This window comes from Mucilaginibacter inviolabilis (assembly GCF_011089895.1).
GTDB classification, from domain to species: Bacteria; Bacteroidota; Bacteroidia; order Sphingobacteriales; family Sphingobacteriaceae; genus Mucilaginibacter; species Mucilaginibacter inviolabilis.
In genome coordinates, this window is record NZ_JAANAT010000001.1 from 2,584,910 (window position 1) to 2,601,319 (window position 16,410).

A 16,410-nucleotide genomic window follows, 5' to 3' on the forward strand; every position below is an offset into this window, starting at 1 on the left:
GTATAAATGTGACCCTTAAATAGTCCCAAACTTATAAATGATACTTTCCCGATAAGTATCGCCGGGGTTTAATACTGTTGAAGGAAAATTGAGGTGATTAGGACTATCCGGATAATACTGGCATTCCAAACATAGGCCATCAAAAGGGCTATACTGTTCTCCTTTGCAGCCCGAATGTTTGCTTTGTAAATAATCACCAGTGTAGACTATGAGAGATGGATAGGTAGTAAATATTTCCAGCTTGCGCCCCGATTTTTTTTCGGTCAACTCGGCCGCCAATTTATGGGCATTAACTAATTGTCCGCTCAACACATAACACTCATTTAAACCGGTAATGTTGATTTCGTTTATCAACATTTTACTTCGGATGGTAGTCCCTGAAAAACCTTTGCTCCCCACAGACTCAATAAGTCCCGTGGGGATATAGGCCGTACCATTTTGCAGCATAGTTGCTGCATGCACAGTAAGTATATGATCAAATATCTTGGCTCCGTTATTTGATAAATTGAAATATGCATGATTGGTAAAGTTGGCTACTGTTCTTTTATCCGTCGACGCGTAATAGCTAATGATCAGCTCATTCAGATCCGTCCATATATAATGCACCGTAAGTTCAAGGGTACCGGGATATCCGCCGTCTCCATCGGGGCTCTGTATCGTAAAAAACAACCCTTCTGCGGTAATTGCATATTTAAAAATCCGGCTGTTAAAACCATTGTTGCCGCCATGGTTAGTATTTTCACCATCATTTTTTTCAAGATGCCAAGTGGTATCATCCAGCTCAAAACTACCCCCTCCTATCCTGTTGGCGTAACGACCTATGGTTGAACCAATATAACAGTCATCATCCAAATAGCCCTGCAATGATGAAAATCCTAAGACCACGTTGCCATAAGTGCCATACCCATCAGGTACCACTGCCGAAACCAGCGTAGCCCCATAATTGGTCAGTTCCACATAGGCACCATGAGCATTCTCCATTTTAAAGAGACAGACAGGCTCACCGTCATGATCTCCCCATTCCTGCCAGGTTATATTGGTAGTATTGCTCATCCCTGGATATTTAAAATATGTTTTGCCATATCCAGATGGATCTTGCTTCCGGCATGAGCTGCGTCGAGTTCCAGTACATTATCGAACATTTTTTGCGCGGCATCCAATTCCTGTAAACCTAATGCGCCCAAACCTTGTAAAAAGCTGGTGTGGATACGGTTGCGCAAATTTAGGTCGTCATCAAATATGAGCAGGTTTGGCAGCGACACAGCGAAATAATCGATCTTGATATCGTCATTGGCATGCAGGGCACCATAATTCTTTAACTTTTTAAATATGTTGCGGGCCCTTTCCTCGTCCCCTAATTTTCTCCAGGCTAATCCCTGGTAAAAGATCTTATCCGGCTGCTGATCATTGTAAAATACAGCGGCCGACGGCTCATCCAAGCCAATGGTAGCCTGTTCAAAGTATTTTTGGGCCTGCTCTGTTTGTCCGGTGGCTTCGTAAGCGCAACCTAACCAGTAATCAATATCATTCTCCTGGGTTCCGTACAGTTTACCTTCGCCCAGGTTATGCGGATAGGTTTTGGCATTGTTGAGGTAAGTGATCGCTTTTTCGGACTGCCCATCTTCATGAGATTGTTTAGCCTGTTCGATCAGGCTGAATATATACTGCCCTGATGCTTTGCCTTCGCCCCCTTCCCATGGATGAAACTGGCGGCTGTTCAACAGATTCAAAGCGGTTTCATGCTTACCTAAAAGGTTATACAGCGTTACTCTTTCCAGATACACATCATCGCGCTGATCGGACACAGCAAGGTTATCTTCCAGAAATTTCAAACGTTCTTCAGGCGATCTGTTCAATCTTTTATACAACTGATCAAGCTCCATTAATACCCGCGCATCTGTTTTATCCAATGCAAAGGCTTTTTCAAAATATTCCAGGGCTTTTTGCTCGTTGTTTTGCTTATTGAAATAAGCGATAGCCAGGTTACGGAAAACCGTTGGGAACTGAGCATCCAGCTTAGCCGAACTTTCCCAGTAACTCACCGCATCAGTATACTGGCGTTTATCATAAAACAGGTTGCCCAGGTAGTACGGCGCTTTGGCATCAGTTGGGTTGAGCTCTATAGCTAATTTCAAGATACCGATCTCATCCAAACGGTTAGGAAAACACAAATATGGATCGGCTTTGACAGCTTTGGCCAGCCACTCGGCAGCCTCAGCCTTACGGCCACCCAACTGGCTCAGCCAACCTAAAGTATAATAAACCATAGGGCTTGATTCCGCAGGTTTTACAACCAATTGCAGCAATTGCGATGCTTCATCATACAAACCCGCAGTGGCGTAATCCAGGACATACTCTATAAAATTCTGATCGTCATGGCGCGAAAGCGTTAACAACTGGTTCAGGCTCTCCTCTATTTTATCGGCATCGTTACTTATCCGGTAAGCCAGTACTTTTTCAAACAGTGCGCCCAGGTTAAAACCATCACGCTCCAAAGCAGCATCAATAGTAGTCAGGGCTTTGTTGAGTTGACCAAGCTTCCGATAAGCCGCTGCTTTGAGCACGTATGATTTGCTATTGGCGGCATTCCTATCCAATGATTGGTTAATATGATCCAACGCTAATTGGTAATGGCCGCGGGCCATATCTATCTGCGCCACGCAGAAAAAGCCGGTATCTTTCCAGGCATTGCTCCATGTTGATTTGTAAAACATGGTATAAGCTTCATCGGCCCTGCCCAAGTATTTTAAGCACAAGCCCAGGTTATAATAAGGCTCACTGTCATAAGGATTAGGATTACGTTGTATACTGGTTTCAACCGCCTGGCGTAAATAAGGCTCGGCCTTGGCAAACTGCCCTTTGCGGATATACCATTTACCCAGCGCGTTATTGTTACGCACATCAGTTGGCTCACGACGCAAGGCTTCCTCATAATAAGGGATTGGGCTGTAAGTAGCATGGCGATATTGCTCCAGGTGCTGCGCGGTTAAAAACAGCTGCTCCACACTCTCTACATCAGCGGGAGGCAAGGCTGGTTTTGCCGGTAAAGGCATTTCGTTCTTTTTGTTTTTGGCGGGCTCATAACGCAGCACTTCCTGTTTGTTGCTGTTGGTGATGATGAGCAATAATTCGTTCTCATTCACATCGTCTTTAACCGCTACTTCCTTCACAAAAATCTGTTCAGGGCTGATATCCGTTGTTTGCGCCAACAAGGATTCGCCTTTGTAAGTCAGATTGATATTCAATCCGCTTTGCGCCGAAGTTACCTGTACTTTGATGTTTACCTTGCCGCCATCTTTGCTTAGCGCGAGCAGAATATCTTTAGTAGCATTTTTTACCATACCTAATTCGCGGTAAGGCAAAAAGTACTGAGTGAAAGTTTTCTCTTCGTAAGGCATCAGCCAGCTAAAATCGGGCTGGTTATCGGTGAATACACCAGTCATTAGTTCTATGTACGGGCCGTCCTCATCGGTCAAATTTCTGTCCCAGGCCTGACCGAAATCGCTGTGGCCCCAGGTCCACTGTTTTTTACCGGGCGATACATGATGGTTAGCCACATGCAGCAAACCACCCTGTGAATCGTGCTCATACCCACCCACAAAATCATACTCAGAGTTGATAGCCATATATGAGGTTGGCACCGGGATATTTTTATACATCGATATATCGGTACCCGGCGAATAATCAACCTTGTAATAAGTACCGGTAGCGATAGGAAAATCAGATACATCACGCTTGCCATGATCAAACACCGCGTTTACATCTGGCGGAAAAACCGACTGGTAATAGTCATTCACCTTCACCGCCGGGTTTGCCCACCACAGGAAAGTTTGCGGCAGGGCCGAGCGGTTAAACAGTTTAGCTTTAATCTCGATATAAGCCGTATCCGGGCGAAGCGTAAAACCGGCCATTCCCTTGGTATGAAACATGCGCTCCACCTCGTTCACCCAAACGGTTTTGCTGCCATCAGCATGTTCTTCCAGGGTGTAATCAACCGGATCAAAAGTACTTGGGCGATGGTGCTGCGGCCAGTTAAACTCGATACCACCCGAAATCCACGGACCGGTTAAGCCCACCAGCGCGGGCTTGATCACCTGGTTATAATATATAAAATGACGTTGTTTGATCTTATCAAAAGCCATCTGGATGCGACCGCCTAGTTCGGGCAGGATCATCACCTTCAGGTACTTATTTTCCAGGAATAAACCTGTGTATTCTTTGTCTTCTTTTTCGTCGGCAATTTTTTCGATCACCGGGTTGGGATATACTACACCACTGCTGCCCTGGTAAACACGTTTTTCGAAAAACATGGGATTTTTATCGGGCTTGCCCACACTATACGTAGGGATAACAACTTTTTCTTCCCAAACGGATACATTAGAATGATGCATAATATATTTTTCTTATGATTAATGTCTGATTAAATTTTCTTCCAGTTCTTCGAGGGTTTGGCCTTTGGTTTCCTTAACGCGCGACTTCACGAACAGGAAGCCCAGGAAACAGATACCTGCGTACAGGTAAAACGGCCCGTAAGTGCCCAGTTTTTTGGCTAGTATAGGGAACGTGAACACCAGTATAAAGTAAGCCCCCCATAGCGATACGATGGCTACCGACGAGGCTACTCCCCTGATCTTGTTCGGAAATATCTCTGAAATAAGCACCCAGGTAACCGGGGCTAGTGAAATGGCATACGTACTGATAGCCAGCAACACAAACAGGGATACCAGGCCGGCCGGGAAATGGTTTTGCAAGGCAATAGCCAGCACAATATACATGATAGATAAACCCAGCGAACCCACCAGCATCAGCGGGCGGCGGCCCAACTTATCTACCTGCCACATAGCCAATAAGGTAAATACCAGGTTTACAACACCTATAGAAACCGTTTCCAACAACTGACGATTGAGATTGGCCCCTACCGATTCAAATATGGTTGAGGTATAGTTAAATACCACGTTAATACCACAAAATTGCTGAAACACGGCCAGCGTGATACCCACCACAACCGCCGGACGTACCGCCTTTTCAAACACCATTTTGTAGGACTGTTTTACTGCGCCGCCCGCCAATGATTTTTCAATGGCTTTCATGGTGGTATTAGCAAAATCTGTCGTACCTATTTTGTTGAGTACTTGCTGGGCCTTAGTTACCTGGCCCGATTTCATCAGCCACCTTGGACTCTCGGGTAACCAGGTTACGCCGATCAGGAATATAGCCGATGGCACTGCACCGAGGCCAAACATCCAGCGCCAGGCATCATGCCCTGCATCGGCCAAAAAATAGTTGACCAGGTTGGTTACCAATATGCCAATAACCACCGTAAGTTGGTTTATAGCCACATTACGGCCACGTACTTCAGCAGGCGAAATTTCGGCAATATACATGGGGCAAAGCATAGAGGCCATGCCCACACCAATCCCCGCGGCAAAACGCAGTACAATAAAATAAGTCAAGCTTTGTGCAAAGGCAATACCAATGGACGACACTGCAAAGATCAAAGCGGCGACCATTAGTCCTGGCTTGCGACCATATTTATCGGCAAGGTTACCGGCAAATAAACAGCCTATGATACAGCCTAAAGCTAATGAGCCAGTCAAAAAACCTTCCCACACGGGGTCGAGCGCAAATTGGGTACGCAGAAATGGCAAAGCGCCCGATATCACGGCAAAATCGAACCCGAAGAGGTATCCGCCCAGGGCCGAAATAAAGGAGATCCCGATTATATAACTGCTGTTAAATGTTTTTGAACTACTCATTTTTTAGGGTATGTATTTACTGGTTTAAGCGTAATATCGTTATTTAGCCTATTTATTTACTGGGATTAACTTTATCATTATTGCATCGGCTGGTGCAGCGCTTAATTTAAATTCAGTATCTCTTTTTTTTAATTCGCCTATAACGGCATCCGTCAGCATATCCTTAAACTGATAAGCTTTGCCCGCATCCAGGTGCAGGGCCCGTCGGGTTAAAACCTGTTCATAGTTCTTTTGCTTATCAAAATTGAACAATGCCAGCAGGGTATTTTCACCCGGCAGATAAAAAGACATCTGCTGATCAAACGTCTCTCCATCAGCAGCTTTCAATGGTATAAATGCTTTAGGCCGACTAAAAAACGCCGCTATCTGCTTATTGTTTAAAAACGCCTGTGCGCGGCTTGCTATGAGCGGTTGCCTGAAATCGGAACCATCACCCAATATGCTGCCCATAACCATCAACGCGTATAAGCGTACTTTGACATCCTGCTCACTCAGATCGGGATTTTTCTGGAAGTTTTTCATGATGCTTACATCCATATTGGTATAAGGAAACAGTGTACCCTGCACCCAGCCCATATGCGAGCCCGTAGCCAGCGAGGCCTCCGTACTGCCATAATGCGGAAAACCGGGCTGATCATCACGCAAATGCGAATACACATCGGTTGATATGAAACGGGTGTGTGCATACTGATGCGGGAACATAGGCGATATAGCCTGGGTTATAAAAATATCTTTGCCCAGTATAGAATCAACCAGGTGGCGCAACGTTTTCATGCCATAATCATAGGCCTGCATCCCGGTACGGATATTTTTGTTATAGCGGGTAGTGCTTTCCAGCGCACCGCCTGTCAGGAAATCTATTTTCAGGAATTTGGCATTGATAGCTTTAGCTTTTTTTAATTGCTGGATAATATACAAGCGAATTGCCGGGTGCGTAGGATCCATGGCATAAGCGCCCCATTTACCATCTTTATACATAATGGGTTTACCTTCGTTATCATGCAGCAATACGTCTTTTAAATCATAATTTGATCCCGCTACCTTTTTCCCCTCAATATCGTCTTTCCAGTTCCACATAGCAAAAGGGATAAAATAAAAGCCCATTTGTTGGTTGTTTTTCGCAAAGTATTTACTTAAATCAGCCAACACTTCGGTTGAGTAAATACCCTGATCATAGGAGTCGATACTCATTACCGGTTTGGAATAGCTGCTGAAATTGGTAAGTGTATGCAGAAAATCGGAGATCTTTTCAACGGCGGGTGGCATCATTACTTTCTCGTAACCTAACACACCTTCAACGCCAAAGCTGTTCCAGTAAACCGGGGCATAGCCATTCCTGGTTTGTTTACCATTGATGGCAGAATTTGCTTCTCCATATTGCTTAAAGGCCTCGTTCAGATCGTCCTTGGCGCATAAAAATATCGCAGGCGAACTTACCGACTGGCCCATTGCCGTGCCATGTGCCACCAGGTCATGCGTGCCATCATTACCGCCATAAGCAGGGGGCAATTTAGGATCATCGGGCGTTGATGCACCGCCAAAAATTTTGAGCGAATCCACATAACCCAACTCGTTGGAAGTTTGATAGGCCAGGCCGGTTTTCCAAAAATCGTGCTTTACACTGCCAATAACCAGTCCAGAGTTTTTTAGCATATCATAAATAGCCGCGAACTCATAAGTAATGCCCGTGGTTTTAGGCAATCCGGCCTTAGGCCAGCTTCTCTCCAGGGTAGGTGTCCAGTCGTCATTATCAAAGGGCATATCCAATATGCGGGGTTCGGTACCAGGAACAAACAATCTGCCTTTATATTGGGGTAGCACGGCTATCGGGCTAATATCACGGGTTTCTAAAGGCTTTGCTTTGGCATCTTTATTTTTGGCAGTCAGGCTGATCAGCGTATAATCGTGTCCCTCATAATTGGTAAAACGCTGTTCCAGTACAAATGGATGTTGATGATCGCTATGTGTAATGATCGTTTGCCGGCCGGTACCTATATTATCATGAATTACAGTAGTTGTATATCGATGACTGATAAAATCGGCGGTTGTAGTAACACCCGATTTTAAATCGTTAACGTAGCCTACCGTATTTTCAATCCGTATACCATTTGGGAATACATAATTCACCGTACCGGTATGAGCATCTACCTTAATGGTAATATGGCTGGTGGTGATCTCAAAGGCGTTAACCGTCTTTTGCGCAAATCCTGAGTGGTAAGCTAACAATAAAACAATAACAACAAGCGGGTAGGTTAATCTTTTCATCATAGTTTATACCGGTAAATCATATCACCCCTTGTTAACAGGCATGCTGTTATCTATTATCCAGTGAGGCAAACGCTATAAATATGGATAATATGTTCAATTGGTTACGATGTAAAGCTCAATGATTAAAATAGATTAAAAAATAGTGAATGTTATGATAATGATGGATTTTTTTACGACAACCCCCATAACTAGCATGAAAGAAAAATCTGGCCCTTAATTTAATAAAACTACCTTTTATAATATAAACAACGGTACATATCATTAATTAGCTGCGTAACGCCACCTATCAAAAAATGAAATATTTTATGATGTTTTTGTTTTTTTGAGTAATGTTGTGCACCATATTATAAACCGGTCAGCGTAGCCCTATACCCCGCAAATAATGACAAAAAGCACAGCGTTAAGACGGCGTGAAGGTTTTGAAGGGCAGAAACTTATTGTGTTGCCCAAAAAGATCATTACCAATTTTTTAAGTAAAGACCCTGTCACCAAACAGATCTATATAACCGATATAGGATACTACCCAAAAGCCAGTCACCATTATGCCGAACGGCCCAATGGCATCAATCAGCATATTATTATCTATTGTACAGAGGGTTATGGCTGGCTGGAGATCAATAAAAAGAAGGTGGAAGTTTCACCATCTCAATTTATCGCTATACCTGCCAATACGCCCCATAAATATGCCGCTAATACCAACAAACCCTGGACCATTTATTGGATACACTTTAAGGGTGAGATATCGGCTTTTATTATAGACCTGATCCTTCAAAATTCCGAAAACTACAAACCCTATTTATCTTATAATGAAGACCGTATAAAACTATTTGAAGACATTTGCTATAATCTGGAAAAAGGCTACAGCGATGATACTTTACGCTATGTAAACATGATATTTTCACATTTCCTATCCTCATTGATCTATGAAGATAAATTCAATCACCTGGAAGAGAATACAGATGATACTATGGTGGAGAAAACGATCAGTTTTATGCAGGATAATATTAGCAAGATTCTCCGGCTTGATGAGCTTGCTGCCTTGGCCAATTTATCAACATCGCATTTTTCGGCACTTTTCAGGGCCCAAACAGGTTACGCTCCTATAGAATACTTTAACCAGCTTAAGGTACAGAAAGCGTGTCAGTATATTTCGTTTACAGCAATGTCAATTAAAAGCATAGCCATTAGTCTGGGTATCGAAGATCAGTATTACTTTTCCAGAATGTTTACCAAGCTGATGGGAAACTCACCCAATGAGTATCGCAAAAAGATGCGTTCAGCATCATAAATCATTATTTTAAATCAATAACGCAGGATTTGGATCGTCTGTATTGATAAACAAACGTTTAAAAAAGGATGCTATTTTATCCAGCAGAGTTGGCGTTTTTACAGGCATAGAAGCCGGTATATCCTCTTGTTTTGGTTCATCCGGAAGATCATTTATGGCCTGCATTTCTTCTAAAACACTTTCTCTTATATCAGGGTCGCGATTCACAATAGCGTCCAATTCTGTAAGCTCGTTAAAAGTAGCTACACCGCTTTTCTGTCGTTTTATTAAAATATCAAACCGATCCTGGTTAAACGTACGCCGCTCCAAATATTTGCGCTGTTTCATAATAATCTACCTGCTTCAATACCGGCATCAAAGCAAGTGCCATCATTATATTTATTTGATTATCAACATATTAAAACAAACAGATAATACAACATGTGCTGTTTTGATACAATGCATTGTTCGTTTCCGATCAGTTGGTAAGTATTGTAAAATACGGGTTTAAATCACCAACCCCAGCAGGCTAATATTGCCGATGCTGGAGAAATAGGCCCCTGGTTAACTTTTAAAAGCCCGGGCATGAATCTGGACCTTATAAATACAAACCGGAAATTTAACCTGCGATTTGCCATTTTGAAAAGCGGCCAGCCGGTTTATTTGTCCGGCGGGTATCCACAAAAAGCCTTTATCATCAATCCAAAGTGCATCGGCCCATAACAGCCTTTTATCCTGCATGATAGCCTCACTTGTACCATTTGGCTTTATTTTGATGATGCGCAGATGATCAACATCCGACAGGTAAATATTACCATCGGTATCCATTGCGGTACCACCTGTAGTAGGCGAGTTGTAGTATTTGGTTACATGACTAGCCAATTGAGCTTCACTTAATTTGGTATCGTTGAGATAAGCCATCTCTACCCGGGCAAGCGGACCGGATACCGGTTGAAAATAGAAGTATTTACCATCCGGAGATATTTCTAACTGATCGGCATTTACTCTTAGCTCCCGGCCATTTTTCAGACGTATTACTTTACCTTCTGCCAGCAGTGCTTTACTATCCGTGGTAGACCAGTGATTTTCCATTACCCTCCTGCCCTTACCGGTTTGCTTATCTAATATTACCAGGCCAGGTTCGCCGGCATCGGTAATGTAAATGTGTGAACCATAAACACGCAGATCATCCATAAAGCTATTGGGTTTCATTACTCCATCCAGGGGAATGGTACGGATAACCTGATTGTTTTTCACGCTGATCACTACAATCTTAGCACCTCCCGGCAGGGCTTGCTCTCCCAGTTTGGGCGCACCGGTATCCATCACCCAAAGGTCACCATCGGGTCCTATTCTCAGGGAGTTGGTGCGGATAAATTTATGGGTGGTGACTTCGCCTTTTACCCAACTATTCCAGTTTTTAGATGGGTATGGTATAATGCTACCGTTTTTAATTACTTCGCCAATGCTCATACCCTTTTCGCCTTCCAGCCGCGGAAAACATACAAATATCCTACCATCACTGGTTGTGGTTACCCCATTCCATACTTGCTTAGACGAGCTGGCTACAGGTATCAGCTGGGATTTGGTTTGAGCCATCACCGCGCTGCTAAACAGCACGGTGATGAATATTAAAACTCTCATTGATGTCGATCTAAAAAATTTACATCAAACAGTCACCACTACTTTGCCCCGGGTTCTGCCGCTGACAATCTGCTGATGGGCCGCAGTCATTTGGTCAAACGGGAACACCTGTGATACATGTGATTTGATGATACCCTGCTGCAGCCATTGGGCCAATTGCTTCATATCATCACCGTTTGATTCTACCAGAAAAAAATAGCCATTTATGCCCTTTGCTTTGGCCTTTTCGGTTACGGTTTCGCCAAGGCCTGAGGGTATGCTGATCACTGTTCCTCCTTTTTTGGTTACCTCCAACGAACGGTCGATATTATCACCACCGATACCGTCAAATACCAAATCTACATCGTGCAATACATCCTCAAAACGAACCGCTTTATAGTCGATATGTTCATCGGCGCCCAAACTCAACACAAAATCCTTATTGGCTGCCGACGAAGTACCGATCACATAAGCACCCAAATGCTTGGCTATCTGTACCACATAATGCCCAACCCCGCCTGCTGCTGCATGTGCCAGCACCTTTTGACCAGGTTGTACATTCGCTTTATGAGTTAAACCCTGTAAAGCGGTAAGTGCGGCCAATGTTGCGGCTGCAGCTTCTTCATGACTGATATTGGCCGGTTTTAGTGCCAGGTGATTTGCCGGAGCGGCTACATATTCGGCATAAGCCTTACCGTGGCCAGGAAAATTCACCATACCAAATACAGCATCGCCTACTTCAAATCCGGTAACCGCACTACCTTTTTGGGTTACGATGCCCGATATATCCCAACCGAGGATAAACGGGTCTTCACTTTTTAAACGGCCCGACAGACCTTTGCCAATAGCCGTTTTTACGTCAACAGGATTTATGCTGATGGCTTTTACCTGTACCAATACTTCGTTATCCCCTATTTCGGGTACTGGCAACTCAACAGTGTGTAAACTATCAGTACCTTCAAATCCTTTTAATATGATCGCTTTCATGTTCTTTTTAATTTTATGGTACAAAATTATACAGATCACCCAACCCATTATTTGTACAAATAATACCAAATGCTGTACATTTGTACCTATGTACCAGGAAAACTTACACCAGGAGTTTGAGATAGTTTATAAAGAACTCAACGAAAACCCTCAAAAAGCGCATCAGCATAGCTTTTTTGAGCTGATCTATATTGTAAGCGGCACGGGTACACAATGCATCAATAAAAACACATTCGACTATCACGAGGGGCACCTATTTCTGATAACCCCACAGGATTGCCACTCCTTTGAAATCAAAACCACAACAAGCTTTTTCTTTATTCGCTTTAATGATATCTATATCCGCAACCAGCAGCAAGACCGTAAAGCCAAGAATGACTGGCTACAGCAAATGGAATTTATCCTGCAACATGCCAGTCACCAACCTGGCTGTTTGCTATGCAACAATGGCGATAAGCCGCTGGTAAAAATGCTGGTGGAAAGCATCATTCGCGAACAGGTAAACCGTGAGGCCCATTATACCGAATTGATCAAACAACTGGTAAACACCATACTCACTATTGTTGCCCGCAACATGACCATGATGCCGGTGAGTGCATGCATGGTCAGCGGCTTGAACAACGAACCGGTTGTAGATATTATCCGCTATATACAGGAAAACATCTATGAGCCGGAAAAACTGCGAACTGAACTCATCAGCGATCATTTTGGGATAGCGCAGGCTTACCTGGGGCGTTATTTCAAAAAACATACCGGCGAAAGCCTGCAGCAATACATCTCCAATTACAAACTTAAACTGGTTGAAACCCGCCTGCAACACAGCGATATGCGCATCAACGAGATTGTTCGTGAACTGGGTTTTACCGACGAAAGCCACCTGAACCGTCTATTCAAAAAGCATAAGGGCATCAACCCTTCGTCATTCCGTAAACAGAACAACGCGGCCTATCAGTCTGTACAGCAATAGCTATTTCAGCGCCTTGGCAATAGCTTGCTCGGTAACCTTGGCCATAACTTTATAACCGGCAGCATTGGGGTGTACGCCATCTGTAGTAAGCTCGGTTTTTTGCCCGTTGCGCTCATCAACCATGGGCGTAAAATAATCCAGCAGGGTCAGGCTATTTTCAGCGGCATAGGCTTTTATCAATTTGTTGAGCGCGATGATCTTACCAGCAGGCTCAATGCCTTTGCGCCATGGATAATCAAATACAGGCAGGTAAGCGCATAGTATCACCTTGATATGGTGTATTTTAGCCAGCTCCGTCATAGAGCGAATGTTGTTCATGATGTATTCATTGGTCAAATGGCCATAGTTGGAGGCGATATCATTACTCCCAGCCAATATGATTACCGCCTTTGGTTTCAGGCCGATCACATCCTGCTGAAAGCGCAGCAATAACTGTCCGGAGATCTGTCCGCTCACCCCCCGGTCCAGGTAAGGCCTGCCTTCAAAAAACTCAGGTACAGTTGTTTTCCATCGCTCAAATATGGAACTCCCTAAGAAAACAACCCGTTTCTCACCGGGTTTGGGATCGCCTATTTGTTTATTTTCCCTCGCATAGTGCGACAATGCCGCCCAATCGTCCCTTAAATCCTCCTTGACAACCATGGTCGGTTTATTTTTCCCGGTATCAGTACTGCTTTGCTGTGCATAACCAACAGAAGCAATCAGCAATCCGACGGATAATAATAGGGTAAGCCTCGTATTCATTTTGAAGTGGATAGAAGTAAAACTTTAGGGTAAAACATTAACGCTTTTCCGCCTAAAAATTGGAGCATAAAGCATATCCTAAAAATAGAACTATTTGTAACTTTTTTTTACGATTTTTCCAGTCGCTTAAATACAATTCAATGACTCCTGCTATCTCCGTTACAATGCCTGTTTATAATAGTGCTCCGTTTTTAAGAGAGGCTATTGACAGCATTTTAGCCCAATCATTTACTGATTTTGAATTTGTTATTTTGAATGATGGCTCAACCGATAACTCCAAGGAAATTATATTAAGCTATAATGACCCACGAATAATATTTTATGATGGCAAAGTAAATTCAGGCTTAGCTCATATTCGTAACAAAGGTATAGAGATTTCGAAGGGTAAGTATTTGGCTATCATGGATAGCGACGATATTGCAACTCCTGATAGGCTGCAAAAGCAGTTTGACTACCTGGAAAGCAACAGGGACATAGTTATGTGCGGGGGCTTTTTTACACCATTTGGTAATAAAAACTCTGTATTAAATTTTAACTGGGTAACGGAAACCGATCCGGAAATGGTTAAAATTAATTTATTGTTTGATGGTGCTATATGCCAGCCTACCGTTATGATAAGAAGCAGCACGTTAAAAGAAACCGGATTAAAGTATGAATCCTATTTTGACCCGGCAGAAGATTACAAACTGTGGGTGTCTTTATCGAAGAATCACCTGATCGCAAATATTAAAGACCAGGTTTTGAAATACAGGCTTAGTGATAATCAAATCTCAAACACAAAAAATCAAGTTCAAAGAGCGCGAAAGTTTGAAGTAATTAAAGATCAACTTAGCTGGCTCGGTATTACGCCAACAGAAGCGGAAATGCGCATACACGATTACATGTTTTTCGCATCCGCAATACTATCCTATGACTATCTCCCCAAAATAAAAGCCTGGATTGATAAGTTAATCCTGGCAAACAAAAAATTCAAAATCTACAACGAGCAAAAGCTATCCAGCTATTTAGATAATCTATATGTTCGAAATAAAACATCTTTAAAACAGGCATTAAAAAACAGTTCGCCAAAATCTATAGCTATGTTTTATCTTAAAACTTTACTAAAGTGGCAGTCGATAAGATAAGCAATGTTCCAAAACAACTACCTAATCAATTATTTTTAAGTTAACAATTTCTTTACGGGCTGAGGCTTACTTTGTGGCAACTTTATTATAAAAAACCTGCACCCATGAAAAAAACTTTATTAACCCTGCTCACTTTTAGTGCTGTAGCCCTTAGTGCCTGCCACAAAGATCATAAGGTAAATATAGCACCATCGTACCCGGATATGGCCGAAGCGGCTGATCCTGCCATTTTGATGACCACTGCCGATGGCGTAAAAGTATATAACGGAGGCTTTGGTTCGGCTATAGCTGCTGATCATAACGACGCTAATGTTTTTTACCTGCTTACCGATCGTGGGCCAAACGCCGCAGGTTCTATTGATAACGCCATCATATTTGGCAAGGCCGATTTTACCCCCGAAATAGGTAAGTTCCGGTTGAAGGATGGCAAGCTGGTATTAGAGCAAACCATTCAGCTTAAAAATGCTGCCGGGCAAAACTTAAATGGTTTACCTAACCCCGACAAACAAGGTGGTACAGGAGAGATTGCTTTTGATCTGAGCGGCAAGCAGATTGCTCCCAATGCCGATGGTATCGATTCAGAAGGCATGGTTTTAGCCTCCGACGGCACCTTTTGGATCAGCGATGAATATGGCCCTCACATTGTGCACTTTGATGCCACTGGTCGTACTATTGAGCGTATCAACCCATTTGGAACAGGCACAGGCGGCCGTAAAATACCATTGGTATTTGCCAAACGCAAGCCCAATCGCGGCATGGAAGGCCTGACCATTACACCCGATGGTAAAACACTGGTGGGCATGATGCAATCGCCTATGCTTAACCCCAGCAAATCAGCTGTAAGCAATTCAACCGTGCTGCGCATTTTAACCTTTGACATCGCCTCCGGCGCTACCAAACAATATGCTTATTTAATGGACAATGCCTCCCTTACCGGAGTAAGTGATATTGTGGCTGTTAATGCTACTACATTTTTAACCATTGAGCGCGATGGTCTGTACGGCGGCGCACCAACCAACCCAGCTACGTTTAAAAAAGTATTTAAGATAAGTATTGACGGTGCTACCGATATCTCAGACCCGGCAAACGGCGTCAATGGCAAACTTTACGGTGCTAATAAAACCGTAGAAGAACTGAATAACCAGGCCGGTTTGCAAGGTGCAGGCATCACCCCAGTTTCCAAAACCCTGGTACTCGACCTGCTGAAAGATCTTCCAACTGTTTACCCGCATGATAAAGCCGAAGGATTAGCTTTATTGCCCGGTAACATCCTGGCCATTTCTAACGATGATGATTTTGGCGTGGTGGATAATAGCAAAGGCGGCTTCGCAGCCAAGATACTGCCGGCTACCAATACGGTAGATCATAACCGTATTTATTTTGTGAAGATCAAGTTGTAGAATCAAGAAGTAAGAGCCAAGAATCAAAATAGAAGCATTTTGCATCTTTATAAGCCATTCCTGTGTTCGGGATGGCTTTTTTGCTTTCGCCCATTGAAGTGAGTCCATTTGATGGAGGCGAAGGAACAAAAAGTGGGTTTACATGGTTTACACTTTTCATGGTTAACATTATCATAAATAATTAATAATCAGATAATTAAAAATAAAACAAGCTAATTCATGTAAACCCAATAATTAGCTTATCATATCATCCCTCCCGGGCACCTGAAGAGAG

The 16,410-nt window shown here is 43.3% G+C and carries 12 protein-coding genes; 4 read left to right on the forward strand and 8 right to left on the reverse strand.

From position 1 onward, the window contains the following. Positions 1–15: 15 nt before the first annotated feature. From G7092_RS10575 to G7092_RS10590, 4 genes are read right to left on the reverse strand one after another with little or no spacing between them, the layout of a single operon-like run. Complete coding sequence (locus G7092_RS10575) at positions 16–1,053, reverse strand: aldose epimerase family protein (RefSeq protein ID WP_166088971.1); 1,038 nt, start codon at positions 1,051–1,053, stop codon at positions 16–18. Continuing rightward, complete coding sequence (locus tag G7092_RS10580; RefSeq protein WP_166088973.1) at positions 1,050–4,391, reverse strand: DUF5107 domain-containing protein; 3,342 nt, start codon at positions 4,389–4,391, stop codon at positions 1,050–1,052. Before G7092_RS10580 ends, G7092_RS10575 begins: the two co-directional genes overlap by 4 nt. A gap of 18 nt (positions 4,392–4,409) precedes the next feature. Next, positions 4,410–5,756 carry a sugar porter family MFS transporter gene (locus G7092_RS10585; RefSeq protein WP_166088976.1) on the reverse strand — a complete coding sequence of 449 codons (1,347 nt, stop codon included), beginning with the start codon at positions 5,754–5,756 and terminating at the stop codon, positions 4,410–4,412. Positions 5,757–5,804: 48 nt separating this feature from the next. After that, the gene (locus G7092_RS10590; RefSeq protein ID WP_166088978.1) at positions 5,805–8,024 is read right to left on the reverse strand and encodes an alpha-amylase family protein; all 2,220 of its coding nucleotides are present in this window, start codon (positions 8,022–8,024) and stop codon (positions 5,805–5,807) included. Between the two features lie 382 nt (positions 8,025–8,406). Here G7092_RS10590 and G7092_RS10595 point away from each other — a divergent pair, with 382 nt between their 5' ends. Then, positions 8,407–9,312 carry an AraC family transcriptional regulator gene (locus G7092_RS10595; protein WP_166088980.1) on the forward strand — a complete coding sequence of 302 codons (906 nt, stop codon included), beginning with the start codon at positions 8,407–8,409 and terminating at the stop codon, positions 9,310–9,312. 9 nt (positions 9,313–9,321) lie between these two features. Here the strand turns inward: G7092_RS10595 and G7092_RS10600 are convergent, their stop codons facing one another. The 3 genes from G7092_RS10600 to G7092_RS10610 all read right to left on the reverse strand — a co-directional run bounded on the left by G7092_RS10600 (position 9,322) and on the right by G7092_RS10610 (position 11,901). Next, positions 9,322–9,639 (reverse strand): hypothetical protein, encoded by a 318-nt coding sequence (locus G7092_RS10600; RefSeq protein ID WP_166088982.1) that lies wholly within the window; start codon positions 9,637–9,639, stop codon positions 9,322–9,324. A gap of 216 nt (positions 9,640–9,855) precedes the next feature. Further along, on the reverse strand, positions 9,856–10,935 hold the full coding sequence (locus G7092_RS10605; protein WP_166088984.1) for an L-dopachrome tautomerase-related protein: 1,080 nt from the start codon (positions 10,933–10,935) through the stop codon (positions 9,856–9,858). Between the two features lie 24 nt (positions 10,936–10,959). Next, complete coding sequence (locus G7092_RS10610; RefSeq protein WP_166088986.1) at positions 10,960–11,901, reverse strand: NADP-dependent oxidoreductase; 942 nt, start codon at positions 11,899–11,901, stop codon at positions 10,960–10,962. Between G7092_RS10610 and G7092_RS10615 the strand changes: the two genes are divergently transcribed. Then, a complete protein-coding gene (locus G7092_RS10615; RefSeq protein WP_235953808.1) occupies positions 11,888–12,868 on the forward strand; it encodes an AraC family transcriptional regulator in 981 nt (326 codons plus the stop codon). The two genes, G7092_RS10610 and G7092_RS10615, sit on opposite strands and share 14 nt — an antisense overlap. Here G7092_RS10615 and G7092_RS10620 read toward each other — a convergent pair whose 3' ends face one another. Beyond that, on the reverse strand, positions 12,869–13,612 hold the full coding sequence (locus tag G7092_RS10620) for an SGNH/GDSL hydrolase family protein (RefSeq protein WP_235953809.1): 744 nt from the start codon (positions 13,610–13,612) through the stop codon (positions 12,869–12,871). Between the two features lie 140 nt (positions 13,613–13,752). On the opposite strand from G7092_RS10620, the gene G7092_RS10625 reads away from it, so the two are divergent. Together G7092_RS10625 and G7092_RS10630 are read left to right on the forward strand one after the other, a co-directional pair. Beyond that, a complete protein-coding gene (locus G7092_RS10625; RefSeq protein WP_262889479.1) occupies positions 13,753–14,736 on the forward strand; it encodes a glycosyltransferase family 2 protein in 984 nt (327 codons plus the stop codon). A gap of 104 nt (positions 14,737–14,840) precedes the next feature. Then, positions 14,841–16,136 carry an esterase-like activity of phytase family protein gene (locus G7092_RS10630; RefSeq protein WP_166088991.1) on the forward strand — a complete coding sequence of 432 codons (1,296 nt, stop codon included), beginning with the start codon at positions 14,841–14,843 and terminating at the stop codon, positions 16,134–16,136. Positions 16,137–16,410: the final 274 nt, after the last annotated feature.

Coding starts and splice junctions, on each gene's coding strand:
- G7092_RS10575 (WP_166088971.1), bottom strand. CDS start 1,053: ATGAGCAATACTACCAATATAACCTGGCAGGAATGGGGAGATCATGAC.
- G7092_RS10580 (WP_166088973.1), bottom strand. CDS start 4,391: ATGCATCATTCTAATGTATCCGTTTGGGAAGAAAAAGTTGTTATCCCT.
- G7092_RS10585 (WP_166088976.1), bottom strand. CDS start 5,756: ATGAGTAGTTCAAAAACATTTAACAGCAGTTATATAATCGGGATCTCC.
- G7092_RS10590 (WP_166088978.1), bottom strand. CDS start 8,024: ATGATGAAAAGATTAACCTACCCGCTTGTTGTTATTGTTTTATTGTTA.
- G7092_RS10595 (WP_166088980.1), top strand. CDS start 8,407: ATGACAAAAAGCACAGCGTTAAGACGGCGTGAAGGTTTTGAAGGGCAG.
- G7092_RS10600 (WP_166088982.1), bottom strand. CDS start 9,639: ATGAAACAGCGCAAATATTTGGAGCGGCGTACGTTTAACCAGGATCGG.
- G7092_RS10605 (WP_166088984.1), bottom strand. CDS start 10,935: ATGAGAGTTTTAATATTCATCACCGTGCTGTTTAGCAGCGCGGTGATG.
- G7092_RS10615 (WP_235953808.1), top strand. CDS start 11,888: ATGATCGCTTTCATGTTCTTTTTAATTTTATGGTACAAAATTATACAG.
- G7092_RS10610 (WP_166088986.1), bottom strand. CDS start 11,901: ATGAAAGCGATCATATTAAAAGGATTTGAAGGTACTGATAGTTTACAC.
- G7092_RS10620 (WP_235953809.1), bottom strand. CDS start 13,612: ATGAATACGAGGCTTACCCTATTATTATCCGTCGGATTGCTGATTGCT.
- G7092_RS10625 (WP_262889479.1), top strand. CDS start 13,753: ATGACTCCTGCTATCTCCGTTACAATGCCTGTTTATAATAGTGCTCCG.
- G7092_RS10630 (WP_166088991.1), top strand. CDS start 14,841: ATGAAAAAAACTTTATTAACCCTGCTCACTTTTAGTGCTGTAGCCCTT.